The sequence below is a fragment of the Klebsiella sp. Lac1 genome, from assembly GCF_009825425.1.
Lineage (GTDB): Bacteria > Pseudomonadota > Gammaproteobacteria > Enterobacterales > Enterobacteriaceae > Klebsiella > Klebsiella electrica.
On sequence record NZ_VJZJ01000001.1, the window covers coordinates 2,222,207 to 2,248,524 of the forward strand.

General features: G+C 52.7%; 26 protein-coding genes. 20 read left to right on the top strand and 6 right to left on the bottom strand.

What is annotated here, in order from left to right; translation table 11 throughout:
- Window positions 1–318: 318 nt before the first annotated feature.
- Window positions 319–918, top strand: a complete 600-nt coding sequence (locus FNY10_RS10770) for a TetR/AcrR family transcriptional regulator (protein WP_131047865.1) — start codon at window positions 319–321, stop codon at window positions 916–918.
- Between the two features lie 513 nt (window positions 919–1,431).
- Here the strand turns inward: FNY10_RS10770 and FNY10_RS10775 are convergent.
- From FNY10_RS10775 to FNY10_RS10785, 3 genes are all read right to left on the bottom strand, one after another.
- Window positions 1,432–1,656 (bottom strand): glycogen synthesis protein GlgS, encoded by a 225-nt coding sequence (locus tag FNY10_RS10775; protein ID WP_407081463.1) that lies wholly within the window; start codon window positions 1,654–1,656, stop codon window positions 1,432–1,434.
- Between the two features lie 528 nt (window positions 1,657–2,184).
- Window positions 2,185–2,397, bottom strand: coding sequence for a hypothetical protein (locus FNY10_RS10780; protein ID WP_131047863.1), 213 nt, complete (start codon window positions 2,395–2,397; stop codon window positions 2,185–2,187).
- A 1,301-nt stretch (window positions 2,398–3,698) separates the two neighbouring features.
- Window positions 3,699–4,622: a LysR family transcriptional regulator gene (locus tag FNY10_RS10785; protein WP_160704564.1), complete on the bottom strand. Its 924-nt coding sequence runs from the start codon at window positions 4,620–4,622 to the stop codon at window positions 3,699–3,701.
- Between the two features lie 215 nt (window positions 4,623–4,837).
- On the opposite strand from FNY10_RS10785, the gene FNY10_RS10790 reads away from it, so the two are divergent.
- Window positions 4,838–6,295, top strand: a complete 1,458-nt coding sequence (locus tag FNY10_RS10790; RefSeq protein ID WP_227699363.1) for a radical SAM protein — start codon at window positions 4,838–4,840, stop codon at window positions 6,293–6,295.
- Between the two features lie 442 nt (window positions 6,296–6,737).
- On the opposite strand, the gene FNY10_RS10795 is transcribed toward FNY10_RS10790, so the two are convergent.
- Window positions 6,738–7,415, bottom strand: coding sequence for a helix-turn-helix domain-containing protein (locus FNY10_RS10795; protein ID WP_266095178.1), 678 nt, complete (start codon window positions 7,413–7,415; stop codon window positions 6,738–6,740).
- A 391-nt stretch (window positions 7,416–7,806) separates the two neighbouring features.
- Here FNY10_RS10795 and cfa point away from each other — a divergent pair, with 391 nt between their 5' ends.
- The 4 genes from cfa to FNY10_RS10815 all read left to right on the top strand — a co-directional run bounded on the left by cfa (window position 7,807) and on the right by FNY10_RS10815 (window position 11,896).
- A complete protein-coding gene (gene cfa, locus FNY10_RS10800) occupies window positions 7,807–8,955 on the top strand; it encodes a cyclopropane fatty acyl phospholipid synthase (protein WP_160704870.1) in 1,149 nt (382 codons plus the stop codon).
- Between the two features lie 83 nt (window positions 8,956–9,038).
- Window positions 9,039–9,758: a (Fe-S)-binding protein gene (locus FNY10_RS10805; protein ID WP_141964396.1), complete on the top strand. Its 720-nt coding sequence runs from the start codon at window positions 9,039–9,041 to the stop codon at window positions 9,756–9,758.
- 9 nt (window positions 9,759–9,767) lie between these two features.
- The gene (locus FNY10_RS10810) at window positions 9,768–11,201 is read left to right on the top strand and encodes a LutB/LldF family L-lactate oxidation iron-sulfur protein (RefSeq protein WP_160704562.1); all 1,434 of its coding nucleotides are present in this window, start codon (window positions 9,768–9,770) and stop codon (window positions 11,199–11,201) included.
- Window positions 11,201–11,896 (top strand): LutC/YkgG family protein, encoded by a 696-nt coding sequence (locus FNY10_RS10815; protein WP_160704560.1) that lies wholly within the window; start codon window positions 11,201–11,203, stop codon window positions 11,894–11,896. Before FNY10_RS10810 ends, FNY10_RS10815 begins: the two co-directional genes overlap by 1 nt.
- Window positions 11,897–12,017: 121 nt before the next feature.
- Here the strand turns inward: FNY10_RS10815 and FNY10_RS10820 are convergent, their stop codons facing one another.
- The gene (locus FNY10_RS10820) at window positions 12,018–12,560 is read right to left on the bottom strand and encodes a hypothetical protein (protein WP_160704558.1); all 543 of its coding nucleotides are present in this window, start codon (window positions 12,558–12,560) and stop codon (window positions 12,018–12,020) included.
- 745 nt (window positions 12,561–13,305) lie between these two features.
- Here FNY10_RS10820 and FNY10_RS10825 point away from each other — a divergent pair.
- A complete protein-coding gene (locus tag FNY10_RS10825; RefSeq protein ID WP_100682416.1) occupies window positions 13,306–14,268 on the top strand; it encodes a LysR family transcriptional regulator in 963 nt (320 codons plus the stop codon).
- On the opposite strand, the gene FNY10_RS10830 is transcribed toward FNY10_RS10825, so the two are convergent.
- A complete protein-coding gene (locus FNY10_RS10830) occupies window positions 14,212–14,613 on the bottom strand; it encodes a RidA family protein (RefSeq protein WP_131047854.1) in 402 nt (133 codons plus the stop codon). The two genes, FNY10_RS10825 and FNY10_RS10830, sit on opposite strands and share 57 nt — an antisense overlap.
- A 314-nt stretch (window positions 14,614–14,927) precedes the next feature.
- On the opposite strand from FNY10_RS10830, the gene FNY10_RS10835 reads away from it, so the two are divergent.
- From FNY10_RS10835 to grpM, 13 genes are all read left to right on the top strand, one after another.
- Window positions 14,928–16,043 (top strand): 1-propanol dehydrogenase PduQ, encoded by a 1,116-nt coding sequence (locus FNY10_RS10835; protein ID WP_131047853.1) that lies wholly within the window; start codon window positions 14,928–14,930, stop codon window positions 16,041–16,043.
- 124 nt (window positions 16,044–16,167) lie between these two features.
- Complete coding sequence (pduL, locus tag FNY10_RS10840) at window positions 16,168–16,860, top strand: phosphate propanoyltransferase (protein ID WP_160704556.1); 693 nt, start codon at window positions 16,168–16,170, stop codon at window positions 16,858–16,860.
- Entirely contained in the window at window positions 16,853–17,113 is a 261-nt protein-coding gene (locus tag FNY10_RS10845) for a hypothetical protein (RefSeq protein WP_304623298.1), read from the top strand. Before pduL ends, FNY10_RS10845 begins: the two co-directional genes overlap by 8 nt.
- Before the next feature lie 11 nt (window positions 17,114–17,124).
- Entirely contained in the window at window positions 17,125–17,880 is a 756-nt protein-coding gene (locus FNY10_RS10850; protein WP_160704554.1) for a hypothetical protein, read from the top strand.
- Window positions 17,862–18,134, top strand: coding sequence for a EutN/CcmL family microcompartment protein (locus FNY10_RS10855; RefSeq protein ID WP_004863583.1), 273 nt, complete (start codon window positions 17,862–17,864; stop codon window positions 18,132–18,134). Before FNY10_RS10850 ends, FNY10_RS10855 begins: the two co-directional genes overlap by 19 nt.
- Window positions 18,135–18,151: 17 nt before the next feature.
- Window positions 18,152–18,661, top strand: coding sequence for a GlcG/HbpS family heme-binding protein (locus FNY10_RS10860; RefSeq protein ID WP_131047850.1), 510 nt, complete (start codon window positions 18,152–18,154; stop codon window positions 18,659–18,661).
- Window positions 18,662–18,688: 27 nt separating this feature from the next.
- Window positions 18,689–19,900, top strand: a complete 1,212-nt coding sequence (gene tdcD, locus FNY10_RS10865) for a propionate kinase (protein ID WP_131047849.1) — start codon at window positions 18,689–18,691, stop codon at window positions 19,898–19,900.
- A gap of 203 nt (window positions 19,901–20,103) precedes the next feature.
- Complete coding sequence (grpH, locus tag FNY10_RS10870; protein WP_004863596.1) at window positions 20,104–20,385, top strand: propanediol utilization system shell hexameric protein GrpH; 282 nt, start codon at window positions 20,104–20,106, stop codon at window positions 20,383–20,385.
- A 21-nt stretch (window positions 20,386–20,406) separates the two neighbouring features.
- A complete protein-coding gene (pduB, locus tag FNY10_RS10875) occupies window positions 20,407–21,192 on the top strand; it encodes a propanediol utilization microcompartment protein PduB (RefSeq protein ID WP_100682409.1) in 786 nt (261 codons plus the stop codon).
- A gap of 41 nt (window positions 21,193–21,233) precedes the next feature.
- On the top strand, window positions 21,234–22,736 hold the full coding sequence (locus FNY10_RS10880) for an aldehyde dehydrogenase family protein (RefSeq protein ID WP_160704552.1): 1,503 nt from the start codon (window positions 21,234–21,236) through the stop codon (window positions 22,734–22,736).
- A 25-nt stretch (window positions 22,737–22,761) separates the two neighbouring features.
- A complete protein-coding gene (locus tag FNY10_RS10885; RefSeq protein WP_131047847.1) occupies window positions 22,762–23,061 on the top strand; it encodes a hypothetical protein in 300 nt (99 codons plus the stop codon).
- Window positions 23,062–23,071: 10 nt separating this feature from the next.
- Window positions 23,072–23,647, top strand: a complete 576-nt coding sequence (locus FNY10_RS10890; RefSeq protein WP_160704550.1) for a DJ-1/PfpI family protein — start codon at window positions 23,072–23,074, stop codon at window positions 23,645–23,647.
- A gap of 78 nt (window positions 23,648–23,725) precedes the next feature.
- Window positions 23,726–26,269, top strand: a complete 2,544-nt coding sequence (gene grpM, locus FNY10_RS10895; RefSeq protein WP_160704548.1) for a glycyl radical diol dehydratase GrpM — start codon at window positions 23,726–23,728, stop codon at window positions 26,267–26,269.
- Window positions 26,270–26,318 lie beyond the last annotated feature (49 nt).

The following is a 26,318-nucleotide window of genomic DNA, read 5'->3' on the forward strand; positions in this document are numbered from 1 at the left end:
TACAGCCGCTAACAATTGCGGATTTTGTTGGCGATGAACGAAGGAGTTCTTACCATGCGGCGCCTTGATTTGAATCACCATGGCCGGATGTCGCCCACGCGGGAAGGATCATAGAGTGATAGACATTAATTCTGCCGATACCGTTTCTCATCTGCTTCTTCTCCTACAATTTGTGCGACCAGCGTCTCCCCCAAAGCCGCGTTCGGGGCAATACATTGCGGCGAGTACAGGCTCGCACCATACAACATCAGGACGCAAAAGGAAACTTATCGGTTTCCGTGATATAATGTCATGTGATTAACTGAACCAGGTACTTCCATGTCAGAATGTGATAACAGATCGCAAATTCCCGCCAAACTGCTGGCATGCGCAAAAACAGAATTTTTTGCTAATGGCTATGCCAGCGCCAACGTTGGCAATATCGCCACGGCCTGCGGAATGTCTAAAAAGACGATTTACAAATATGTCGCATCCAAAGAAGAGTTGTTCTTCGTCGTTGTCGCCGAGGCCCTGAGCCATCCCAGGGCCAGTCTGGATAAAATCTCGCCTCACCAAGAGCATGTCGTGCGTCTGGAGGCCTACCTGGAAGCATTCTCCACGCTGGCATTATCCATTGACGGTGTCACCTCTTACCGGCTTATCATGAGCGAAGGGATACGGTTCCCAACGCTGGCACGCACTTATGTCAATACGGTGCGTGATCTCGGGATCAGGCCGCTGGTGGACGAACTTGTTCTCTATTGTGAAAGCAGACAAATCAAGCTTGAAAACCCGATGAACGCGGCGGAAATGCTGATTAGCATGGTTATTGCCGAACCGCTGCGGGACGCAACGCTCGGCTTAATTCCATTGCCGGATAAGTCCGAGATTCGACAGCGCGTAGTAGAAAGCATGAAAATATTTCTGCATGGTATTTAAGCCGTACTCCGCACAAATAATTACTGACCTTTGATGGAATGGGAAAAACAGATGATTCATATCAAGCTAAAGTAACAACCACTTTGATTCCCATCTGGAGCAATGACGTCATCGAAAAAATGATGCGACCCATTTGGGCTTCTGTATTATCGACATGTTTTTATTAATAATTCCCATCATCTGACATCAATAAAAACGATAATGAAAGATTATCACATGTTAATGTAAATTTAATATACTGGGAGTTTTCCAGGTACAGCACCAATAAGCGTCCCGTCGCAGTACCCAGTATCAGAAAAACTGAGTCAATCGTAGCCCTTGCATCTGGTATACAGACCAGAGGGCAAAAACAGAGGTATTCAGAACTTATAGCCAGGGGACGGGATGAAAGAGTCGTCAGTGTATGTCGAATTGGTCAGCTATAATATTTCTGAACCTGGATTGCCGGCATAAAAAACCGGGCAGTTTTACCCACCCGGCTTATTGGAATAAAGCCACCTAAAACTCCTCAGGTCACTTTTCGCTTAGAGCATTTTTGCAGTAATACTCGTATCGTTCCAGAAACCACTTCCGCACTTCCCTTGGCATGTTACCGGTGATCGTTTCGATATCTATAATGTGACCAGACACATACATACTGGCGAAGCTCTTTGCGAGAAAATCATAGTTCTGTAAATCGTTTAAATTCTGCTTATTCATTGGCATACCCCTTAATTTGAACTGATGTAATAAGGTCATATGCTTTTCTGTTAATAGATTGCCTCTTTATCCTGGACAGTTCTTGATATATTGTGCGCATGTGGAAGCACTCCTGTGATGAACGTAAATTTATTGATCTCAGGCATAAAAATCGGACCAGGAACCGTCCGGCTTAATTAAGCGAGAGGTAGACTGCCTCAGGCACACAAGCTGGCATGATGGACATGCAGATGGATACTATTTCTGTTCGGACTGCATGAGAATCATACAGCCCGCGGCATTACTAAGCCGAAGTTGCGGTCATCGCGGACATACGTCCGAACCATCCTGGTTAGTCCATTTTGATATAGTGCAATAAGTTCAAAGTATATCCTGGTGACCATTATACCTGCATAGAATAGTACTTCCCTTCATATGATTCCGGCACAGCCCCCTAAAATAGCATCCTCTAATTTTTTAATGATATATATCATATAACTATACATTATTGTAAAGCCAGATATAAGATTGCTACAATTAATTAGACCCTGATCTTAACAGGGGTACGACCTACAACGGGGCTATAAATCACTCAGAGTCTTTAACACCCTGAGGATGATAAATACTTCGGTAGTATCGTAACCTTTCCAGATAAAAATCGAATTTATCTGACGGTACATCGTCAGGTATGATATCGCTGGATATCAGCAGCCCCATATACTCTTTAAATGCCTGAGTACTTGCGAGAAAATCAACAGTTATCTCAATGACATGAGGAACTGTCTCCCCTAATTTAGCCATTTACCCTCCCCGCTTATGTCTGTAATTAGCAGAAAAAAAATTCAGCGCGTCATTCTGCCTTTCATCCTCATCACTTTATGCATGAATCGTATCATCCTGAAAAATCGTGGAAACCTTAACAATTTTCCGGGTATTTACTGCTGACTATTCCATAAACGCATGTGTCAGGGATACGCAGTAACGCCGATAAATTACTGGTCAATGGTTTCGAACATTCCAGCGAGAAATTCTTCGCGTGAACGGAACGACTAGTGGGAAAGATGGTGGATATCCACCGACTATGACGGCCTTCAAAAACGTTATAAAAATCAGAAACCATCGTATATGGATTGCAAAAATCCAGATCCACTTAAACCATTATTGTGGTACAGAGTATATGCCGTGAACACAAAAAAGGAAACCAGAAAGTTTCCATGCCATTATAATTTATTAGCTATTTAAGAGTATGTCCATGAAAGAAAAGGTCAATTATTCCCTTCTTCCGAAAAAACTTCAGATCAGTGCCAAAACATGACCTTGACCCAAAATCCTGCGCCATTCAGAAACAGAATTCCGGCATGATAATGGCTACTCTGAGCGAAGGTTGCGCCGATGAAAAAGTCACGATTCACCGAAGAGCAGTTTCACAGCGCGGAGCAATCTGTCAGATTAGATTTAGTTCTGTGCCATAGCTGTGTCAGATCAAATCTGAGCTAATACAACTCGAGATCGGTTTTCCACAGCAGCAGGTAGCGCAGCCGGTTCACTGGCCAGTCCTGGGATATAAAAAGGCCACATTCCCCTTTGTGCAGACGCACCTTCACGTCGCGTATTGAGCCCCAGGTAACTCTACGGACTGGATGCGTTTGAATGTGGGGCGTTACACATCAGGTAAATGGCTACGGCGACGAAGTTGTAAGCATACCGCTAAAACGAACCCTTCACTTTTAGAGTTCTTCCGACATACTGGTTGTGTTCCCGAGGAGATCACCATGCGTAAAGCCTGATTCACTGAGCATCCGATCATCGTTGTTTTGAAGTCTGTTGAAACCGGAAGTACCGTTAAGGATCTCTGCCTCGAAGCAGGAATATCTGTTTTTATCCGCCCGATACCCCGGGCATCCGGAGATCGAACTGGCATCGATGCGGTTACCTGTCGGCATCAGAACTTAACCTGCCGTCATATCATTGAACTGCGGAAAGGTAGTGAGAATAGAGCGGTAATATTGAGCCGGACAATTGGCACTGACAGGAGCTTCTGGTCGTTGTTAGTCTCTTTTCCTGCCGTGCGAGACGCTCCTGCCAACCAGGGGGATTTGTTCTTAAATTGTCTCGTTAAGGCATCCAATTCTGGTTATATAAAAATCGATAAATGAACGGACTTTACTGGCAACAATCTTTTTCCTGGGATACACGAACTGGATGGCGGTTTCATCGCGATAAAGGCTGAACTCCCAGTCAGAGAAAAGACGCATCAGTCGATTTTCACGTAAATCCCCGGTAATAAGCCAATCGGGGAGAATCGCTATCCCGCCCCCCTGCAGACAGGCCTGATAAAGGGCCTCATCATCATTGCAGCTAAATCGAAAGTTTGCAGGCACACGCCTCCAGGCATCGCCGGTATTTTCCCTGCGCGCATACCAGCAGCTTCTGTTGATATGGCTTAGCATCAGCAGTTCCGGCGCATTGGTACCGGTACAATCCATTGTTACCTCAGCGCCTCTACCTGCAATCCAGGCGGGTGCGGCGCAGGCATAACGATGATGAGAAGCGACTCTCCGCGCATGCATGGTGGAGTCAGGTAAGGGGCCAATGCGGATACTCAGGTCGATACTGGATTCAATCAAATCCACCAGCTCATCACTGAACAGGATCTCCAGTGAGATATCAGGATTACCCTGAAGAAATGCATTAACGTGGGGCATTATATGCATCCTGCCGAAGGATGGCGGCATACTGATCCTCAGTAATCCGGCAGGCCGCTCATTGAGCCCGGATGTCAGGCTGCGCGCTTCTTCCCACTGCTCCAACAACGCCACCGCCCGGGGGTAAAACAGCTTACCGGCCTCGGTGAGTGACAGCCCACGTGTCGAGCGGTTAAACAGCGACACACGCAAATCTTGCTCAAGCAAAGCCACATGGCGCGATACCGTCGAAGTTTCAATATTCAATTCCCTTGCCGCTGGACTAAAGCCCTTAAGCTGCACCACACATACGAATGTTCTGATAATCACGAGAAACTTCATTGCTATCGTTTTTTCCCCTAAACAGTGCCGATGAGATAGCGCAATCAGCGGAGCCGAACTGCGGGGCCAGCAACAGAATTCATGCAAAACAGTTTTGCTGGTCCTGATCTAACTGCACCAATAACCACAGAGTTACAGTGTCTTTGCTTTGCCGGGAGGCGCCGAGCGCGACGCTAGCCAACAATCAATTTATCATACAAATAAGCAGAGATGTAATGGCTTCGCACTGGTTGGTGACGTTGTCGTTGACGAGCCGCTTTGTATGGAAACGACTTCTGGATAACAAAATGAAATTCAATGCATTAACAAAAAGAGCTCTACCGATTGCTCTGGATACCATCCTCAGCCATGTCGATGAGTCAGGCCTGGAGAAAATATTTCGCTTAGGTGCCCGGATGACCAAAGATAGTAAGGCCGAACTGATTCAGTTAGCCAATATGTGCCGGGATCGCGACCCTATGGTAAAAGGCTGGATGGGCATTTTACGCTCCCTCAACCCAAGAGCCAGAAAGAAACTCATTACCAATCTGATCTTCAACCACGTTGTTTCCGGCGCGGAGTTGCGAGACATGGCGGGCGAAAAATACTCTACCCACATTCCCTTTCTGGTGCTCATCTCCCCCACCTATGAATGCAACCTCGAATGCAAAGGGTGCTATTCCGCGCTGTACGGAAATCGCTTCCACTACACCGAAGAGGAAATATTCGATCTTATTCAACAGTTTTACGATTTGGGCGTACGCTTTTTTACGTTTACCGGTGGTGAACCCTTTGTCTATCAGCCACTGATGAAGATCTTTTCCCACTTCGACGACTGCTACTTTATGGTCTTTACCAACGGAACCATGTTGACAGAGAGTCGGGTTAAGAAACTGGCAGAGCTAGGGAATGTCGCCGTGACGATTTCAGTTGAGGGATTTAAAGATATGACTGACTGGCGTCGGGGGGAAGGGACCTGGGACAAAATTATTACCGCTTACGAACGGCTTGAGCGCTTCGGGATCATGTGCGGCGCCTCTATTATGGCGACCTCCCAAAACCACGAGCAGATCTGTGGAAATGTCTTCTGGGACTTTATCATCGACACGCTCGGGGTTAAATATGCCTGGATTTTCCAGTATATGCCTATGGGTCGTGATGCTACGATGGACCTGGTTCCTGACGCCAGGCAGCGCTATGAGCGTTTTCATTTCCTCGAAGCGTTACGCAAATCGGGCCGCCTGGGGTTCCTGGCTGACTTCTGGAATCACGGTTTTCTGGTTAACGGCTGCATGTCAGGTGGGGCCAACTACCTGCACATCAATGCTAAAGGAGGTGCTGAGCCCTGTGTCTTCCAGCCGTACGCCACTGATAATGTGCGTGAAAAACGGATTATTGATATCCTGAAAAGTCCCTTTTTTGAGGGCTATAAGCAACAAATTCCCTTCAATAACAACCTGATGCGTCCATGCCCCATTATTGATAACCCCTCCAAATTTCGCGAGCATATCGAAAAACACCATGCCGTCCCCCAGCATGATGGCTCTGACAGTTACTTTACCCTCGCCGCAGAACTGGATAATCTGGCGGAAAACTGGAAGAAATATGCGATAAAAATATGGGATGAAGAGGGTTACGGCCAGGCGTATCATGCCGAACCCAGTCTTTATGCTGCTTCCGGAATAAAAAAATAGAAAAGACTATGCTGTCATGTCCGTCTTCGGTGCTGTCCCATCAATACGACGGTGATGACGGTGATATTGCGGGCCGCTGGCCCGCTGGTCACATCGGACGACTTAATAACAGGGGTGGACAGTGCTGCGCCGCCTCTCCTTCCAAAAACCAGAATCCGACTCCACTTGGACATGACACTTTTCTGCCACACCTGACTTCGTGGCCAGGCTCCGTTGATATTGGTTTTCGCTCGCCCCGAAGACTATATTCTGGCCTCCCTGCGACTGTGTGACAGTCTTCATATGTGTAAAGAAGGTTGTTTTAAAGAATTCGTCTCATTTGTATAGCAGGACGGCAAAGGAAGATATGACAATACCTTCGTCTACGCACTGCTGAAAAAAGAGCGGCTGGTATACCGATAAGGCACTCTCCATCAGCACGTTTATTATGGATGGTAACACCTTAATAGCGTGTTGGCGGTACGCCAAACATCCCGCGAAACGCGAAGGTAAACGAGGCAGGAGTTGCGTAGCCAAGCTCAAGCGCAACCTGAGTCACACTGCGATTGCGTTTTAACATCACCACCGCCTCCAGCATTCGCACCCGTTTTTTCCATTCGCTGAATGCCAGACCGGTTTCCGTTTTGAAGTGACGTGTGAAGGTCCGTACTGACATACCACTTCTGGATGCCCACTCTTCAATACTGTGCGCCTCGCCCGGTGTTTTTTGTATTTTCTGACACACCTTCATCAGCAAAGGCGACTGCGGCCAGGGGACCGACAACCCGGCATCCGGTAATCGCCTGAGTAAGGTCACCAGCACCTGGACCAGTTGTGCCTCTTCACCTTCGGGCTCATACATTTCAGGCACATGTGCCGTGGCGTAGTGAATAAATTCGCGCACAAAATCACTCACGACCACCACTTTACTGCCACTGTGTTCAATGGCAGCAAAATCCGCTTCCACATACAGGCTTTCCAGCAACACGTTGCTACTGGCAAGAATACGATGCGGTATATGGGGTGGGATCCACACGCCGTAAAGGGCAGGAACAATCATCGTCTTACCTTCAATCTCTACACGCATATTCCCTTCCCGCGCATACAGAAATTCGGCAAAAGGATGCTGATGTTGATCCACCCCCGTATCGTCCTGCAAAGGGTAGGTGCGGAAGTAAACTGGTCGTGGCAGAGACAGCAAAACGGGAGCAGGTTGTCCGCTAACAGGCTGGCATGGCGGCGAAACAAGCGTGGGAGACATAAAAACTGACCTCTATTCGATGAAGTTTGTCTTGCTAACGCAGCGCAGGCAATACGGGTTTGCTGAATAATGAACCGAAATTAAGCATGTTTTACCCGGATATGAAGACGTTATCACCCATACAGCCGATCGATAACCTTTTATAGCAAAAGGTTATTCCATTGTATTGATTTACCGCAGTATTGACAGCGCCACACTTTTTCCACACCGGTTGAGCGTAAATGACGAGCAGGTTTTTCGGCTAACAAAAGAAAACATTGAAGGAAAAAAGATGGCTAACGAATGTAACGTCGATGTTATGAGTAAAGAAAGCCATTGGCAACGAATAGCGCAGGAGCTGTTATCGCAGGCCGGCATTATGATTAATGGTACCGCCCCCTGGGATATCCGAGTCCATGACACACGTTTTTTCAGACGCGTATTACAGCAAGGCTCTCTCGGCCTTGGCGAAAGCTATATGGAAGGCTGGTGGGACTGTAAGCGTCTTGACACCTTCTTTGAAAAGCTGTTGCGAGCCGAACTGGACAAGCAGCGTCCAGCTAATCTTGCCGATCTTCTTCGTATTGCATTTGCCCGGCTGACCAATCCTCAGTCCCGCAAACGGGCCTGGCAGGTTGGTGAGGTGCACTACAATCTCGGCAACGATCTGTTTAGCCGTATGCTCGATCCGCAGATGCAATATTCCTGCGGTTACTGGAAAAACACAAAAGACTTGTATCAGGCTCAGGAGAATAAGCTGGCGCTGATTTGCGAAAAACTGCAGCTTAAGCCGGGCATGACGTTACTAGATATTGGCTGCGGTTGGGGTGGACTGGCTCAATATGCCGCTCAACATTATGGCGTAAAAGTCGACGGCATCACCATTTCCGCGGAACAAAAAGCGTATGCCGACGCCCGCAAGGCCGGTATGGATATCACTATCCTGCTTCAGGATTACCGCGACCTGCAAAAGCAATATGACCGCATCGTCTCTGTCGGGATGTTCGAGCACGTTGGTCCTAAAAATTATGCCACCTATTTTAAAGCAGTGGATCGTTGCCTCAAACCTGATGGCCTTTTTTTACTGCATACCATTGGTTCAAATCAAACCCAGCACAATGTCGATCCCTGGATCAATAAATATATTTTTCCGAACGGTTTTCTGCCCTCCGTAAAAAATATCGCCGATACCAGTGAACCTTATTTTGTGATGGAGGACTGGCACAATTTTGGCGCCGATTACGATAAAACTCTGATGGCCTGGTATAGCCGTTTTAACGATGCCTGGTCACAGTTATCAGATAACTACTCACCCGAATTTCGCCGTATGTTTAACTACTACCTCACCGCCTGTGCAGGGGCTTTTCGGGCCAGAAACATTCAGCTCTGGCAGGTCCTTTTTAGCCACGGAGTGACGGGCGGCCTTTGCGTCGCTCGCTGACACGAAAGACGAATATACCAACAGCACGACCCTGCCATTGAATGAAAAAAATATACAATTATCTCTGCTGGAAGCTAAATAATATGAACGTTAATTTTTTTGTTACCTGCATCGGCGACGCGATCAAATCGCGTATGTCCCGAAATAGTGTGCTATTGCTTGAACAACTCGGCTGTAACATTACATTTCCCGAAAAACAGAGTTGCTGCGGGCAACCCGCGATTAACAGCGGCTATATCAACGATGCCGTGCCCGGTATGAAAGCACAAATCGTGGCGTTTGAAGAGAATGACTATCCGATTGTCTCACCTGCGGGCTCCTGCATGAATGCCATTCGCCATTATCCTGACTGGCTGGTTAATGAACCAGAATGGGCTCTACGCGCCGCAAAAGTGGCCAGCAGAATGGTTGATCTGACCTCATTTATCGTCCACCAGCTTGGCGTGACGGACGTGGGTGCCCGTCTACCAGGCCGTGCCGTCTACCATCCTTCGTGCAGCCTGTTTCGCAAACTGGGTGTACGTGATGAACCAATGATGTTGCTGCGCGAGGTCCGGGACCTGGAGATTATCCCCTTCAATGCCCAGGAAACCTGCTGCGGTTTTGGTGGCACCTTTTCCGTCAAAATGGCGGAGATCTCCGGTGAGATGGTGAAGGAAAAGGTCGCACACATCATGGATGCCCGTCCCGATTATTTGATCGGCGCGGATGCCAGTTGTTTACTCAATATCGGTGGACGTCTGCAACGCGAAGACTACAACGTCCAGGTACTCCATATCGCTGATGTTCTGATGAGCCGATAAGGAAATAGTATGTCTCTTAAAACCAGCAATGTCCCCTTCTACGAGCGGATACAACATCAAATTGACGATTCTGTTATGCGTATTGCCGTCGCCAATGCGCAGGATCGCATTGGCCATAATCGGCAAATCATGATTGATGAACTGGAACACTGGGATGACTGGCGCTCCCGTGCCGCTGACATTCGGGCTCATGTTCTCAATAACCTTGATGCGTATCTTTATCAACTCAGCGAAAAGATCGCCGCTAACGGCGGTAAAGTGTTTTTCGCCGATACGCGAGAAGATGCGACCCGCTATATTTTGCAGATTGCCAAAGAGAAACAGGCCCGCAAAGTCGTCAAATCCAAGTCGATGGTGACCGAAGAAATCGGCATGAATGTCGTGCTGGAGGCCGCCGGTATTGAGGTTATCGAAACCGACCTCGGTGAATATATTCTGCAACTGGCCAAAGACGCGCCCTCCCATGTCGTTGTGCCTGCCATCCACAGGGATCGCCATCAGATCCAGCGCATTTTGCAGGAAAAAATGGGCTACGAGGGCCCCGAAACGCCAGAAGCGATGACCCAGTTTATTCGTCAGAAGATCCGCGCCGACTTCCTCAGTGCGGATATTGGCATCACCGGCTGTAACTTTGCTGTCGCGGAGACCGGGACGGTCAGCCTGGTGAGTAATGAAGGCAACGCCCGTCTTTGTACTACCGTACCCAAAACACATATTGCCGTTATGGGTATGGAACGTATCGTGCCCACATTCAATGAACTGGATACCATACTGACCATGCTGGCGCGTAGCGCTGTCGGTGCGCGCCTCACCGGTTATAACACCTGGCTGACAGGCCCAAAAAACAGCATGGAGAGCGACGGACCGGAAGAATTCCATCTGGTGATCATCGATAACGGTCGGTCACAGATACTGGGATCGCCCTTCCAGGATATTTTGCGGTGTATTCGCTGCGGTGCCTGCATGAATACCTGCCCGGCTTACCGTCATATCGGTGGCCACGGATACGGGTCAATTTACCCCGGCCCGGTTGGCGCCGTCCTGACACCCCTACTCGGTGGCTACGAGGACTTCAAAAACCTGCCATATGCCTGCTCGCTGTGCACCGCCTGCGATGATGTCTGCCCAGTGCGTATCCCCCTGTCATCGCTGATCCTTCAGCACCGGCGCACACTGGCTGAAAGCGGGATGACCCCCTCAATGGAAAGGGGCACGGTTAAGCTCTTCAACTATGCCAACCGTCATCACGGATTGTGGAAGATCGGTATGGTGGCGGGTGCACGCACAGCGAAGATGATGATCCGTAACGGTAAGTTGCCCATAAATATCTCTGCCATCGGTAAGTGGAGTGAAGCACGGGATCTGCCTGACGCTGACGGTGAAAGTTTCCGCAGCTGGTTTAAAAAACATCAACAACAGAGCAAAAAAGGAGAAAAGGCATAATGGAAAACCGTGATGCTTTTCTGCAAAAACTGGCCGGGAAACTGGGTCGTGAACCGCGCCTGGTTCCTGAACCGCTCCCGTTTAACGGACAGCCTCCGCTTAAAAGTCGGGTTGCCGGACACATTCAGCAGCATCCCTGCGAAAGTTTTGTCGAATACGCAACAAAAGTGATGCAAGCCCACTGTGAAGTGGCCCCACTGGCGACCGTTCCCCGGGTAGCTGAACGCCTGTGCCAACATTATGGCGGCGGTCCGTTACTGATTAGCGGCGATGCGCGGCTCAAAGGCACCGGTATCACGACCCATCTGCAGGATAAATTTCAGACAACGTACTGGGAGCCGTCAGACAAGGAAGATAACCTGCGTAAAGCTTCAGAGGCCAACATCGGTGTGGTCTATGCCAGGTATGGTCTGTGTGAAACTGGCGGTGTAGTGCTCTTTTCCTCTGCTTTACAGGGTCGGGCTATTAGCCTGCTCCCGACGACAACGATATTTGTCCTGTATAAAAGCCGGTTACTGCCGGGTGTGACGCAACTGGCTCAGGTTTTGCGCAACCATGTGCAATCAGGAGAGGCATTACCATCCTGTATTAATCTTATTGCCGGGCCAAGTTCGACAGCAGATATCGAGTTGATTAAGGTTGTCGGCGTGCACGGACCGTTAAATGCTGTCTATCTTATCGTTGAAGATTGTTGAATCAGCCAGACATACCCTGTTTTATGGACGGCCCACAACCGTGGACATTTCCTGTCTTCACGACGAGGACTGTACAAAGACCTCCGGACTGACGCCGCCCAGGTGACTGTGGCGGCGGGCGCTATCTGAATTCACAAAATGAATGAAATTCTTTAATCATTCCTTTCATACCTTTCGGTTTCAGTGTAAATGCTTCCGTTTTACCATTGACTGGATTGGTGACATGCACCTGTATGATTTTTTTTACGCTTTCGAGGTTGTGTATTAAGACAAGCGTATTATGAGTATCATCCGCACGACTCATCATGCCATCAGGAAAAGATTTATTTTCCTTTCTGATCGCTGAGAAACGAACAGGCGTATGTTTATCGACGGAAACATCAATATTTACCGGCGAGTTAACGGCCACGTTAAGATGATTGTCGGGCGATCCATAAGAGATACCATCAGGTTTACCGCTAATGCATTCCAGTGCAATGCTTTTGTACAACTTCCCGCTATCGTCGGCGAGATGTCCTTCGGCCGGTACAATAATGGCGACAGGTCTATCCAGTCTGCTACTCTTATTCCCGAGACTCTTTGCGCCCTGGCCAGACTGAGCAAAAACCATACTACTACAGGAAAACAACATTATAGCCGTTATAGAAATAAGTAATACTTTCATTTGATTATCCTTGCCTTTCTATCTAAAACATCACAAAACTGCAAAATAAACTGCTTATATTTTTAATTAATGACATCTGACACAACTATTTGAACAGGGCGTAAGCGCTATCCCTGCTGGGTTTCCATGAAGTTTTATCATCGTCACCCAGCTAACTTTAGCCTTTTCCCATTGGACTAAAGCGTTCTATAATCCGCTAACAAAACCCTATTTGCTTAGGCGTAATATATATTCATTAAGTGTACGTATAAAAATTACGCCAACTTAACATATACCGATAGCATATTTTGATACTAACGGGATAAATATAAACTGCGCATAAACGAAAGCCAATAAAAAGATTGACACCAGAATGAAAAATTGTCGTTCAGCAGCAGGAGGTTGACGCTTGATAAGCGATATGTTGATAGCCGCCACTGCGATGTTATTCAACACACTCGACATATTAAAAACAACAGAGAATAGTTATCATTCTTCATATATACATCGATGACAACGCTTTATATATGAAAGGTTAATTCAACAGTTATTTTTCCACATAGCACAATATCCATCAAATAATGAAAAAATCCGCATCGCCAAGCAGATAAAATCCACGTTCGCGGCGAGCCTCACCAACAGGTGTTCGAGGCCGGTTGATTTTGCGGCTCATCGCTATTCTCCAGAAACGTCATTCACTCACCGACGCAGGCTATGGCATGATGATTAGCATGATCAAACTCACCAAATGACATACAGGGGTGAAATGAAATCACCAGTCAAAACCCCGACGCTTTCCGATCTGAAAGCCTTTATTGCCGTCGCGGAACAGCGTAGCTTTCGGCGCGCTGCGGATTTTTCCGGCGTCACGCGTTCCACGCTAAGCCATGCTATTCGCGGGCTGGAAGCGCGTCTGGGCGTTCGCCTCCTGCATCGCACCACGCGCAGCGTGGCATTGACCGAGGCAGGAGAAACGCTGCTGCGGCGCATTGCGCCGCACCTGAGCGGGCTGGAGCAAGCGCTGGAAGAGATCGCCGATACCCAGGGACAGGTCGTGGGCACGCTGCGTATTAATGGCGGGGAAGAAGCTATTCATCTGCTGCTGCAGACAATGGTGCCGGACTATATGGCGCGCTATCCCGGAGTGTCGCTGGATCTGGTCGTGGATGGTCGGCTGGTAGATATCGTCGCCGAGGGCTTTGATGCGGGGATCCGACTGGCGGAAGATGTCCCTGCGGATATGGTGGCTGTACGTTTTGGCGAAGATGTGCGTTTTCTGGCGGTGGCATCGCCGTCGTACCTGACCCGGCACCCTGCTCCGGCAAGCCCGGACGATCTGGCCCGCCATCAGTGCATTCGCCAGCGTTTACCCAGCGGTAAACGCTACCGCTGGGAGTTTTCCCGCCACGGTCAAAGCATCCAGCTGGATGTGCCGGGAACGCTGACCCTAAACAGTTCGCCGCTGATGGTGGATGCGGCGATAAAAGGTCTGGGGATCGCTTATGTCGCGGACGTACACGCCCACGCCGCGCTGGCGGATGGCCGACTGGTCAGCGTGCTGGAGCCATGGTGCCCCCCGATTCCGGGTTTGTGCCTCTGGTTTCCGGCCAACCGACATATGCCCGCCAGCCTGCGCGCGCTGATCGATCTCATGAAAGAACGGGGACGATGCTCATTGCCGCGAGGGCAAACGGGCGGTGACCTTGATTTCAAAACGGAAGCCATATAGCCAGGTGACGCCGACGCCGGTTAGCGTCGGCCAGGGGGCTTCTCCCCAGTATTCCGGCAACACCTTCCAGACCGCGTCGATAGTCGATGGCGCATCGACCAGATACACGGTGACATCAACCACATCGGCAAACGTACAGTCTGCGGCGGCCAGCACCGCATTAAGATTATCAAATGCCCGGCGGATCTCCTGCTCCAGTCCGGGTTCCGCTGAACCATCCTCCCGGCTCCCCACCTGGCCGGAAACAAACAGAAAATCGCCGGATTTAATGGCCGGAGAGTAACGGTTTTGCTCATACAGCGCCTGGCGCGCGGCGGGGAATACAATATCTGCGGACTTTCTCATCTTTTCTCCAGTTCTCCAGGGGTTTCAGGGATGATAGGCGCCCGCATTCGCTGCCGCTATGCCCGCAGACTGGCATGAGCCGGTGAATATTATTCACTAGCAGAGGATGACGGTGGCTGATGGCCAGATAAGAGAAAAACCGACGCCAGCCCCCTGCACTTTTTTGTCCGCCATAACAGACAACCGCAACTTAATCCTCGCGCTGCACAAGCATTGCCAGCGGCTTCGTCTCGTCCCCGTGACACAATACGCTCTCTTATTACATCCGGCATTTGCCTCCCCGCAATCCGCTTAACGGATAAGGTAATCGAAAGATGGCGAGCTATTTCTTTTCTCTTCCTGACGTCTATTTTGGTGAAAACGCGATTCAAACCTTACGTCGGCTGAACCATAAAAAGGTGGCGATTGTGACCGACGGCTTTATGGTGACCTCCGGTAAAACACGCGACCTGATTAATGAAATGCCGCAAGCCTGCGTCTCTATTTTCAGCGAGGTGAAACCCGACCCGAGCGTTGAGATCCTGCATGCCGGGGCCGCACAATTTAAACGTTTTAAACCGGACGTCATTATCGCGCTGGGCGGCGGCTCTTCTCTGGATGCCGCTAAAGGGATCAAGGTTACGCTGGAAGAGTTCCTCCCCGACCACGCCATAGAGCTTATCGCCATTCCTACCACCAGCGGTTCCGGTTCAGAGGTCACCGCCTACGCCATCATCTCCGATCCGCAAAACGGCCGAAAATATCCGCTGATTGCCGAGGAACTGATCCCGGACTGCGCCATCCTCGATCCCAACCTGGTTCTATCCGTACCGCGCCAGGTCGCCGTGGATACCGGCATGGATGTCCTGACCCATGCCATTGAGGCGCTGGTGTCGACGGGGGCCAATGATTTTAGCGACGCGCTCGCCGAGAAAGCCATTGGGCTGGTCTGGCAACACCTGCCCGACGTTTTTAGCGATGAGAATAATCTTGTGGCTCGGGGCCATATGCACAACGCCTCTTGCATGGCCGGTATGGCGTTTAATTCGGCAGGATTGGGATTAGTGCACGGCATGGCGCACGCTATCGGCGGAATGTTGCATATCCCGCACGGCAAGATTAACGCCATGCTGCTGCCCTTAGTTATTGAACACAATGCCCGCCACGCCCCGCACGCACGGATGAGATACCTGAAATGCGCCGCCATTATGGGCATCCGGGCGGCAACGCCGGAACAAACCCTGCGCGCGTTGATCGGCAGCATTCGCGATATCAATCATCATTTTGGTATTCCACCAACGCTGCAGGCGCTGGGAAAAGAGCGGGCGGCGGTGGAATCCCTGCGCCAGGCGCTGATCGCGGCAACTTTAGAGGATGGCTGCACGCAAACCAATCCCTGCCAGCCCCGCGCCGCTGATGTAGACCACTTGCTGACCGCTATCGCCGGCTAAATCTGGACAAGATTGTCCTGTGACCGGCGGAGCGTCAAAAAAGTCCTGCGCAACCGCAAAAAGGCCAACGCGGGACTGAATATGCTTGTATCGCTCTTTTCATCACTTTCAGGTTGTTGACGCTATGAATGACACCCAGCAGCAAGCCGAATTAATCGCCCGGGAAATTCTTCAGGAGCTCAGGTCCCGTGGCGCCGGGGCGGTGACCGGTTCCCCCTGCGCCGCGCAGACCTTGCGCATCCCCGTTGGTATCTCTAACCGCCACGTTCATCTGAGCCGGGAAGATATGGACATCCTGTTTGGCTATGGCGCCGCCCTCACCCGCATGAAAGCGGTAAAACAGCCGGGCCAGTATGCCGCCGAAGAGACGGTGACTCTGCGCGGACCAAAAGGGGAACTCACCAGAGTACGTGTTCTTGGCCCGCTGCGCAGCGCCACCCAGGTTGAAATCTCCGTCGCCGACAGCTTTGTCCTCGGTGTCAAGGCGCCATTGAGAATGTCCGGCGACCTACAGGACTCGCCGGGGATCGAGATTATCGGCCCGCGCGGGCGGGTCAGCAAAACGGATGGTGCGATTGTCGCCTGGCGCCATATTCATATTTCGCCCGCCGATGCCGAACGCCACGCCCTGCGCAACGGCATGGAAATTGACGTGCGTATCGACGGCTATCGCGGCGGCATTCTCAGCCACGTGGTGGTTCGGGTAAGTGCGGACGCGGTGCTGGAAATGCATGTTGATGTTGAAGAGGCCAACGGTTTTGGCTTGCGTAACGGCGATTGCGTCCAGCGCGCGTTTGTGGAACGCCGCCATGACTGACAGCACAGCAACCCGGCGACTGAATGCATTGGCGGAGCTGGTCAGCCAGGACGGATTCCGCGCCTGGTCTGGCGCGCTAAAAGTGGGTGTCGATCCGGGCACCGCCAATATCGCCATGGTTGTGCTGGATGAAAACGATAACCCCGTCGCCAGCATCAGCCATCCTTCACGGGCGGTGAAAAACGGCGTGGTGGTGGATTTCCTGACCGCCAGGCTGGTGACGCCGCCTGGCATCGCCATGCGCAGCCGCTGAGGAGAACAACGATGGATGCACAGCGACTCTCACACCGGCTCGACCGCCTCATTGCCGACCTGCTGGCTCAACGTCGGCGGCGCCTGCAAGCCCACGGCAAGGTTATGCGCGTGGTATTAAGCGGGGAGGATCTCGCCACGCTCCCGGCGACGCTGGATTGTCTGACAGCGCTGAACGCCTGCGGCTATCTGCTGGTGATGACCTTTTCCCATAGCGCCATCCAGGCGTCGTTGCACTCCACCTGCCTGGAGGCTCTGGCGCATCGCGATGTTGAGGCGCTGTGCGACGACCGGGATCCCTGCAAGGCAGAAGATGCGTTCAGCGGCCTGTATCTGCCCGCGTTGTCCACTAACAGCCTGAGCAAAATCGCCTTAGGTATACGCGATAACCGGGTGTGCCGTTGGGCTTTTCACGCCCTGAGTCTGAACATCCCCATCATCGTCACGCTCAATGCCGAATGCCGGGACACCGCCGCCAGCCAGCTCCCCCCGGCATTGCAGGCACGGCTGACCCGTTACGTCGCCACCCTCGGGGAGTATGGCATCACGATTATCGGCCACCCCACGGCGAACCCGGCACAGAGGCGGGCAACGCGCGTCGGTAAGCCGCTGATCACCCTCAGCGATGTGCGCCAGCACCCCACAGGCGCGGTACTGTCCGTTGGACCGCGGACGCTCATCACTCCCGCCGCTCGCGATGAAATTCGCGACCGCGGTATTGTCATGGTGCAGGGTCACCAGGAGGAAATATGTATCTGGCAAAAGTAACCGGAGCCCTGGTGTCGACGACCAAGCATGCTTCGCTCAATGGTGCAAAGCTGCTGATTGTCGCCCGCCTGGATGAACACTATCAGCCCACCGGCACGGCACAGGTCGCCGTCGACTTTGTCGGCGCCGGAAACGGGGAAACGGTCATCGTCACCACCGGTAGCTCCGCGCGGATGACCACCAGCAAAGAACACTCGGTGATTGATGCTGCCGTAGTCGGCATTGTCGACTCGCTCGATCTTAACGGCCAGTAAGCGCCACGGAGGAAAGTATGCACGCCACGTTGAATGCTGAACTGGATCGCCGTATCAACGATGCCATTGCGCGTCAGTTAGCGCCGCTTCCGGCCTCGCTGACGCTGACGGATGCGGCATCGCTGGCGCACTATGCCATTGATGCGGCGAACAGCGCGAAGGTGCCCATTGTTTTTAGCCTGGTGGATGCCCACGGTCTGCAGCGCTACTTCTTTAGTCAGGATAACGCCCTGCTTATCAGCCATACGCTGGCCACGCAAAAGGCCTGGACCGCCGTGGCGCTCAGGATGCCGACCCACAGGCTCGCGGCCGACGTATTGCCTGGCGCCAGCCTGTATAGCTTGTCGCATACGCAAGGTCTTTGCTGCTTTGGCGGCGGTCTGCCCTGCTGGTGCGCCGGCGTGCTGCTCGGCGCTATCGGCATCAGCGGCGGGAGCGTCGAGGAAGATATTGCGATCGCCACGCAGACTCTGGCGCGCTTCAGCCGCGAGCGTTTTTCGCTCACACCATGCAATGAGTCTCTCTAAAGAAAACGGATACAGACAGGGGTCATCATGTCGTCAGCATCACTGGTTCTGGTTATTAACTGTGGTTCATCTTCCCTCAAGTTTTCCGTCATCCCGCGCCACCAGGAGACCCCGGTGCTCTGCGGGCTGGCCGAAAAGCTGGGGCTTCGCGACGCCTGCATCACGTTCAACGATGCGCAAGGGAATAAAACCAGCGGATGGCTTAACGGCGGCAGCCATACCTGTGCGCTAAAGGCGCTGTTCGCCCGGCTCGCCGGGCAGGCGCTGCTGCCGCAGGTGTGCGCCATCGGTCATCGGGTGGCGCACGGCGGGAATGACTTCAAACATTCTGTGCGGCTTACGGCGCCGGTTATCGAGCGTATCCGGGAATTATCGGCGCTGGCCCCGCTGCACAATCCCGCCAACCTGATTGGCATTGAAGCCGCCATGGCGCTGTTACCCGAGCTGCCGCAGGTGGCGGTGTTTGATACCGCCTTTCATCAGACGCTACCGCCGGCAGCCTATACCTACGCCATCCCGCTGGAGTATTTACACCAGCATCAGGTCCGACGTTATGGCTTTCATGGCACCTCCCATCGCTTTATCGCCGCTGAAGCCGTCGCACGTCTGGGCCTCAACCCCGCCAACCACGGCATACTGATTGCCCATCTCGGCAATGGCTCGTCGGTCTGCGCGGTGAAAAACGGGCAGAGCGTCGACACCTCGATGGGCATGACGCCGCTTGAAGGGCTGGTGATGGGCACGCGCTGCGGCGATCTGGATTTTGGCGCTGCGGTCTATATTGCCCGCTGTACCGGACAGACGATTGAATCACTTTACAAGATGGTCAATAGCGAGGCGGGATTGTTCGGTCTGTCGGGTCTGTCCAGCGATTGCCGCACCCTGCAAGAGGCGCGCAGCCACGGCGATCCCCGGGCCACTCTCGCGATTGATGTCATGGTACACCGACTGGCCCGCCACCTTGGCGCCCATCTCGCTTCGCTGCATCGCTTTGATGCGCTGATCTTTACCGGCGGCATCGGGGAGAACTCGGCGCTGGTCCGGGAGCTTACCGCCGAACGGCTGGCAATATTTGGCGTGCAGCTCGACACCGCGCGCAATGCGCAAATGGTCGCCGGCCGGGAGGGCATTATCTCACGCCCCGGCTCACCGCTTGTGGCGGTCATTGCCACCAATGAAGAGCGGATGATTGCCGAAGATGCGGCTGCGCTTGCCCCTTTGCTGGAAGGGGCCGCCTGAGCGCGTCCTCAAGGTAGTCATTCGGGGAGGATTTTATTGTCCAGCTGAAAACGGGAAAACAAGAAAGTCTCTCTGCCGGGCAAAACATTTTGTCTCTGGCACCATAACATCGTAGTGCATGAATTTATTAAGTCTATGAACTCAACCTTCGTCGGTTAATTCATAACTTGCTTTTACTCTCACCTGGAAATATTGAGGTCGTTATGCAACAAGAAGCATTAGGTATGGTTGAAACAAAAGGTCTGGTTTCCGCAATCGAAGCCGCAGATACCATGGTGAAATCCGCTAACGTCACGCTGGTGGGTTATGAAAAAATTGGTTCCGGGTTGGTTACCGTGATGGTTCGCGGCGACGTCGGCGCAGTCAAAGCGGCAACGGATGCCGGCTCAGCGGCGGCAGGTAAAGTCGGTGAACTGGTCTCCGTACATGTGATTCCGCGCCCACATATTGAAGTGGAAAAAATCCTGCCGAAAGCTGTCAGTTAATAAAGCCAGAGGATACCGACCATGAGAGATAATCTTGTTGAGCAGATTATATCTGAAGTAATGCACAAACAGACTGATGATCGCGCAAATAATAAAACGCTGGCCAGCTTTATCGGTTGCGGTTTAACTGAATTTGTCGGCACGGCCCTTGGGCATACCATTGGATTAGTTATTGCCAATGTTGATCATCAATTACATGAAGTCATGAATATCGACAAGAAATATCGCTCCATCGGTATTCTTGGCGCCCGGACCGGGGCCGGACCGCATATATTTGCCGCGGATGAGGCCATTAAAGCCACCAACAGTGAAATTCTCTCCATTGAGTTGGCTCGCGATACCGAGGGCGGCGGCGGGCATGGTTGCCTGATCATTTTCGGCGCCGCCGATGTCTCCGATGTGCGCCGCGCGGTTGAAGTCGCGCTGGGCGAAATTCAACGCACCATGGGCGATGTTTATGGCTCCCCGGCCGGTCATCTGGAGTTCCAGTACACCGCCCGCGCCAGCAGCGCGCTCAATAAAGCCTTCGGCGCCCCGCTGGGTAAATCTTTCGGCCTGACCTGCGCTTCCCCGGCGGCGATTGGCGTAGTGGTCGCCGACGCCGCGGCAAAAGCCGCCGTCATCGAACCGGTGGGTTACGCCAGTCCGGCGCACGGCACCAGCTTCAGTAACGAAGTGATCTTCACGTTCGCCGGTGATTCCGGCGCGGTACGCCAGGCGGTCATCGCCGCCAGAGACGTCGGGAAACAGCTGCTGGCGACGCTCGATCCGGCGCCCATCAAATCGACCACGACGCCGTACATTTGATGGTGGCCCCCACGAGCGAAGCGAAGTAAGGAAGATACAGCATGAACGATCTTGATATTACTCAGGCCGTCTCCCGCGTGCTGAGTAAATATACCAAAACGACGGCGCCAGCGCCCGAACAGCACGCGCCGGCAGCCACCACAGCGCTCGATCGCGGCAGCATCGACGCGATTGTCGCCAGCGTACTGGCAAGCCAGACCGCAACCGCTGTCGACGGTAGCGCCGGTGACGGGGTGTTTGCCACCATGGATGCCGCGATTGCGGCGGCGCAGCAGGCATACATCCAGTATCGCCACTGCTCAATGCAGGATCGCGCCCGCTTTGTTGAAGGCATTCGCCAGTTTTTCCTGCAGGAAGAAATTTTGCACACGCTCTCGACCATGGCGGTGGAAGAGACCGGGATGGGAAACTATGCCGATAAGATGGTGAAAAACCGCGTTGCCGCGCAAAAAACCCCAGGGGTTGAAGATCTCATCACCGCGGCAACCAGCGGCGACGGCGGCCTGACGCTGACCGAATACTCCGCCTATGGCGTCATTGGTTCAATCACGCCGACCACCAATCCGACCGAGACCATTATCAACAATACCCTCGGTATGCTGGCCGCAGGCAACGCCGTGGTCTTTAGCCCGCATCCGCGTTCGCGTCAGGTGTCGTTACACTGCATCACGCTCATCAATCAACAGCTGGCCCTGCTTGGCGCCCCCGCCAGTCTGGTCGTCACGGTCGCCAGCCCGTCAATTGACAACACCAATGCCTTAATCGGCGACGCGCGTATCAATATGCTGGTCGCTACCGGCGGGCCGGCGATAGTCAAAACCGTGATGTCGTCCGGTAAGAAAGCGATTGGCGCCGGTGCGGGCAACCCTCCCGTCGTTGTTGATGAAACCGCCAATATCGAGAAAGCCGCCCGCGATATCATCAACGGCTGCAGCTTCGATAACAACCTCCCCTGCGTGGCGGAAAAAGAGGCCATTGTCGTCAATGAGGTGGCGGACTATCTCATCCACTGCATGAAAAAAAGCGGCGCCTGGCTGCTGTGCGACAAGCAACATATTCAGCGCTTACAGGCGCTGGTGCTGAATGAAAAAGGGAACGGTCCGAGTACCGCAATGGTGGGGAAAGATGCGCGCTACATTCTGCAGCAAATCGGTATCAGCGTGCCGGAGGAGATCAAAGTTATTCTGATTGAAACCGAGCGTGACCATCCCTTCGTGGTGCACGAACTGATGATGCCGATTTTGCCGGTGGTCAGAGTGGAAAACGTCGATGAAGCGATCGATCTGGCGGTGAAGGTGGAACATGGTCATCGTCACACGGCGATGATGCACTCTACCAACGTCGATAAACTGACCAAAATGGCGCGGCTGATCCAGACCACTATTTTTGTGAAAAATGGCCCGTCGTATGCCGGGTTAGGCGTCGGCGGCGAAGGACACTCTACATTTACCATCGCCGGTCCGACCGGTGAAGGCCTGACCTCGGCACGCTCCTACGCCAGGCACCGCCGTTGCATAATGGTTGAAGCGCTCAATATTCGTTGACTGAAGCAGGATGGCTGACCCGATCATGAAAAAACGCATTATCAACGCGCCGACGGCGGAAACGCTCGCCATGCTGAAAAGGCGGATGCCTTCGGAAGCTCGCAACCGGCTGGAAAGCATCCGCATTGACGCTATCGGGTTGATGATGTTGCCAGTACCCGATCTGTACTTTTACGCCGATCTGGCAAGTAAAAGCGCACATGTTGCGGTATCGGAGATCTTTGGCAGCTGTCCGCAGCATATCACGACGCTGGCGCTGTTCGGCGAGATCGCCGCAGTGAATGAAGCCATGCGTATTATTGAGGATGATGACAGTACGTTCTGAGAGTTCGCTTATGAAAAGAATTTTGCTACTGGCAGGCGATTTCTCTGAAGACTATGAAGTCATGGTGCCGTGGCAGGCATTAAGCATGTTAGGTTTCAGAGTGGATGTGGTGTGCCCCGGGAAACGCAGCGGGGAATATATCAAGACCGCGATTCATGATTTTGAGGGCGATCAAACCTATAGCGAAAAGCCTGGCCACCTGTTCCGCTTAACCGCCTCTTTTGATGAGGTCAGAGTGCAGGAATATTGTGGGATATATCTTGCCGGCGGCCGCGCTCCGGAATATTTACGCCTCAACCGGATGGTATTAAATATCATCCACTGTGCGAATAATATTGCGCTACCGATTGCCGCGATATGTCATGGACCACAAATTCTGGTTGCCGCCGGGATATTAAAAGGTAAAACGCTGACGGGATATTTCACTTTGAAGCCTGAAGTTGAAATGGCTGGCGGCATATGGGTGAGCGCCGCGGACCACGAGGCGGTACATGACGGCAATCTTGTCACCGCGACGACCTGGATGGCGCACCCGGAAATATTACGTCAATTTATTAGTTTAATCGGCAGCAATACTATTAGCTAGCGTACCCGGCACTACCGTCAGGTAAAAAAACTCAGGTGTGGTAATACCCCACGCTTATATCATTTCGGGAGTTATTGTATGTTAGAGAAAGGCTTTACTCATCCGACCGATCGTGTAGTAAGACTTAAAAATATGATCCTGCATGCTAAACCATATGTAGAATCTGAACGTGCGGTGCTGGCAACCGAGGCATATAAAGAGAATGAACAGCTTCCCGCTATTATGCGTCGGGCAAAAGTCGTTGAGAAAATATTTAACGAACTGCCGGTCACTATTCGCCCTGACGAGTTAATCGTCGGCGCCGTCACGATTAATCCGCGTTCAACAGAAATTTGCCCTGAGTTTTCTTATGAGTGGGTCGAAAATGAGTTCGACACCATGGCGCAACGTGTTGCCGACCCGTTTATTATTGAGAAAAAAACCGCCGATGAGCTCCACCAGGCTTTTAAATACTGGCCGGGTAAAACCACCAGTTCGCTCGCCGCCGCCTATATGTCCGAAGGGACGAAAGAGAGCATGAGCAACGGCGTCTTCACCGTCGGCAACTACTTCTTTGGCGGTGTCGGACACGTCAGCGTCGACTATGGCAAGGTACTGAAAATCGGCTTTCGCGGGATCATCGATGAAGTCACCCGCGCGCTGGAGAATCTCGACCGCCGCACTTCTGATTACATCAAAAAAGAGCAGTTCTACAACGCCGTTATTCTGAGCTATCAGGCGGCAATCAACTTCGCCCATCGCTACGCGCAGGAAGCCTCGCGCCTTGCCCGTGAAGAACGCGACCCTATCCGCCAGCGCGAGCTGGAACAGATTGCCAGCAACTGTACCCGCGTGCCGGAATACGGCGCGACAACCTTCTGGGAAGCCTGCCAGTCCTTCTGGTTTATTCAGAGCATGCTGCAGATTGAATCCAGCGGCCACTCGATTTCCCCCGGTCGTTTCGACCAGTACATGTATCCATATCTGGCGGCGGATACCGCCATCGGCAGCGAATTTGCCCAGGAGCTGGTGGACTGCTGCTGGATCAAGCTTAACGATATCAACAAAACCCGCGATGAGATTTCTGCCCAGGCCTTCGCCGGCTACGCCGTGTTCCAGAACCTGTGCGTGGGCGGTCAGACGGAAGATGGTCGCGACGCCACCAACCCACTAACCTACATGTGTATGGAAGCCACGGCCCACGTGCGCTTACCGCAGCCCTCTTTCTCGATTCGCGTCTGGCAAGGCACGCCGGATGAGTTTCTGTATCGCGCCTGCGAGCTGGTCCGTCTGGGGCTTGGCGTACCGGCCATGTACAACGATGAGGTGATCATCCCGGCGCTGCAAAACCGCGGCGTCTCGCTGCATGACGCCCGCGACTACTGCATCATCGGCTGTGTGGAGCCGCAGGCGCCGCATCGCACCGAAGGCTGGCACGACGCGGCGTTCTTCAACGTCGCGAAGGTCCTGGAGATCACCCTTAATAACGGCCGCTCGGCAGACAAACAACTGGGGCCGATGACCGGCGAAATGACCCAGTACACCGGTATGGACGACTTCTTCGCTGCCTTCAAAAAACAGATGGCGCACTTTGTGCACCAGTTGGTCGAGGCGTGCAACAGCGTCGACATTGCCCACGGCGAACGCTGCCCGCTGCCGTTCCTCTCCGCGCTGGTGGATGACTGCATTGGCCGCGGTAAATCCCTGCAGGAAGGCGGCGCGATTTACAACTTTACCGGCCCGCAGGCGTTCGGCATTGCCGATACCGGCGACTCCGTCTACGCCATCCAAAAACAGGTGTTTGAAGATCGTCGCCTGACGCTTCAGGAACTGAAGGGCGCGCTGGACGCCAACTTCGGCTACCCGGTCGGCGGCACCCCGCATAGCGCGGCGGCAAAATCCTCTCTCGGCGAGCAGGATATTTACGAAGTGGTCAAACGCATTATCGACCGGCACGGTTCGCTGAATCCGGCAGAGATTAAAAACGAAGTCTATCGTCAGCTCGCCAGCACCAGTCCGGCCCCGTCGGCGGCAAATCCGCGTTATGAAGAGATTCGCCATATTCTGGAAAATACGCCGTGTTTTGGTAACGACATCGACGACGTGGATCTTGTCGCCCGCCAGTGCGCGCTGATCTACTGCCAGGAAGTGGAGAAGTACACCAACCCACGCGGCGGACGTTTCCAGGCCGGTATCTATCCGGTGTCGGCGAACGTGCTGTTTGGTAAAGACGTGAGCGCTCTGCCGGACGGTCGCCTGGCGAAAGAACCGCTTGCCGACGGCGTATCGCCGCGCCAGGGGAAAGATACCCTCGGCCCGACCGCCGCCGCCAACTCGGTAGCCAAACTGGATCACTTTATCGCTTCGAACGGCACGCTCTACAACCAGAAATTCCTGCCTTCCTCGCTGGCGGGGGAAAAGGGTCTGCGAAACTTTGGCGGTCTGGTGCGCAACTACTTCGATAAGAAAGGGATGCACGTACAGTTTAACGTTATCGATCGCAACACCTTGCTGGAAGCACAGAAAAATCCGCAGCAGCACCAGGACCTGGTGGTTCGCGTTGCGGGCTATAGCGCGCAGTTCGTGGTGCTGGCGAAAGAAGTCCAGGATGACATCATCAGCCGTACCGAACAGCAATTCTGATTTTGCCTGACCTGCCAGGGCCATACGGCGACGTATGGCCCTTTATCAG

Excerpts from the sequence above, each read along its gene's own strand:
- FNY10_RS10770 (WP_131047865.1), top strand. The coding sequence starts at position 319 with ATGTCAGAATGTGATAACAGATCGCAAATTCCCGCCAAACTGCTGGCA.
- FNY10_RS10775 (WP_407081463.1), bottom strand. The coding sequence starts at position 1,656 with ATGACCTTATTACATCAGTTCAAATTAAGGGGTATGCCAATGAATAAG.
- FNY10_RS10780 (WP_131047863.1), bottom strand. The coding sequence starts at position 2,397 with ATGGCTAAATTAGGGGAGACAGTTCCTCATGTCATTGAGATAACTGTT.
- FNY10_RS10785 (WP_160704564.1), bottom strand. The coding sequence starts at position 4,622 with ATGAAGTTTCTCGTGATTATCAGAACATTCGTATGTGTGGTGCAGCTT.
- FNY10_RS10790 (WP_227699363.1), top strand. The coding sequence starts at position 4,838 with ATGGCTTCGCACTGGTTGGTGACGTTGTCGTTGACGAGCCGCTTTGTA.
- cfa (WP_160704870.1), top strand. The coding sequence starts at position 7,807 with ATGGCTAACGAATGTAACGTCGATGTTATGAGTAAAGAAAGCCATTGG.
- FNY10_RS10805 (WP_141964396.1), top strand. The coding sequence starts at position 9,039 with ATGAACGTTAATTTTTTTGTTACCTGCATCGGCGACGCGATCAAATCG.
- FNY10_RS10810 (WP_160704562.1), top strand. The coding sequence starts at position 9,768 with ATGTCTCTTAAAACCAGCAATGTCCCCTTCTACGAGCGGATACAACAT.
- FNY10_RS10815 (WP_160704560.1), top strand. The coding sequence starts at position 11,201 with ATGGAAAACCGTGATGCTTTTCTGCAAAAACTGGCCGGGAAACTGGGT.
- FNY10_RS10820 (WP_160704558.1), bottom strand. The coding sequence starts at position 12,560 with ATGAAAGTATTACTTATTTCTATAACGGCTATAATGTTGTTTTCCTGT.
- FNY10_RS10825 (WP_100682416.1), top strand. The coding sequence starts at position 13,306 with ATGAAATCACCAGTCAAAACCCCGACGCTTTCCGATCTGAAAGCCTTT.
- FNY10_RS10830 (WP_131047854.1), bottom strand. The coding sequence starts at position 14,613 with ATGAGAAAGTCCGCAGATATTGTATTCCCCGCCGCGCGCCAGGCGCTG.
- FNY10_RS10835 (WP_131047853.1), top strand. The coding sequence starts at position 14,928 with ATGGCGAGCTATTTCTTTTCTCTTCCTGACGTCTATTTTGGTGAAAAC.
- pduL (WP_160704556.1), top strand. The coding sequence starts at position 16,168 with ATGAATGACACCCAGCAGCAAGCCGAATTAATCGCCCGGGAAATTCTT.
- FNY10_RS10845 (WP_304623298.1), top strand. The coding sequence starts at position 16,853 with ATGACTGACAGCACAGCAACCCGGCGACTGAATGCATTGGCGGAGCTG.
- FNY10_RS10850 (WP_160704554.1), top strand. The coding sequence starts at position 17,125 with ATGGATGCACAGCGACTCTCACACCGGCTCGACCGCCTCATTGCCGAC.
- FNY10_RS10855 (WP_004863583.1), top strand. The coding sequence starts at position 17,862 with ATGTATCTGGCAAAAGTAACCGGAGCCCTGGTGTCGACGACCAAGCAT.
- FNY10_RS10860 (WP_131047850.1), top strand. The coding sequence starts at position 18,152 with ATGCACGCCACGTTGAATGCTGAACTGGATCGCCGTATCAACGATGCC.
- tdcD (WP_131047849.1), top strand. The coding sequence starts at position 18,689 with ATGTCGTCAGCATCACTGGTTCTGGTTATTAACTGTGGTTCATCTTCC.
- grpH (WP_004863596.1), top strand. The coding sequence starts at position 20,104 with ATGCAACAAGAAGCATTAGGTATGGTTGAAACAAAAGGTCTGGTTTCC.
- pduB (WP_100682409.1), top strand. The coding sequence starts at position 20,407 with ATGAGAGATAATCTTGTTGAGCAGATTATATCTGAAGTAATGCACAAA.
- FNY10_RS10880 (WP_160704552.1), top strand. The coding sequence starts at position 21,234 with ATGAACGATCTTGATATTACTCAGGCCGTCTCCCGCGTGCTGAGTAAA.
- FNY10_RS10885 (WP_131047847.1), top strand. The coding sequence starts at position 22,762 with ATGAAAAAACGCATTATCAACGCGCCGACGGCGGAAACGCTCGCCATG.
- FNY10_RS10890 (WP_160704550.1), top strand. The coding sequence starts at position 23,072 with ATGAAAAGAATTTTGCTACTGGCAGGCGATTTCTCTGAAGACTATGAA.
- grpM (WP_160704548.1), top strand. The coding sequence starts at position 23,726 with ATGTTAGAGAAAGGCTTTACTCATCCGACCGATCGTGTAGTAAGACTT.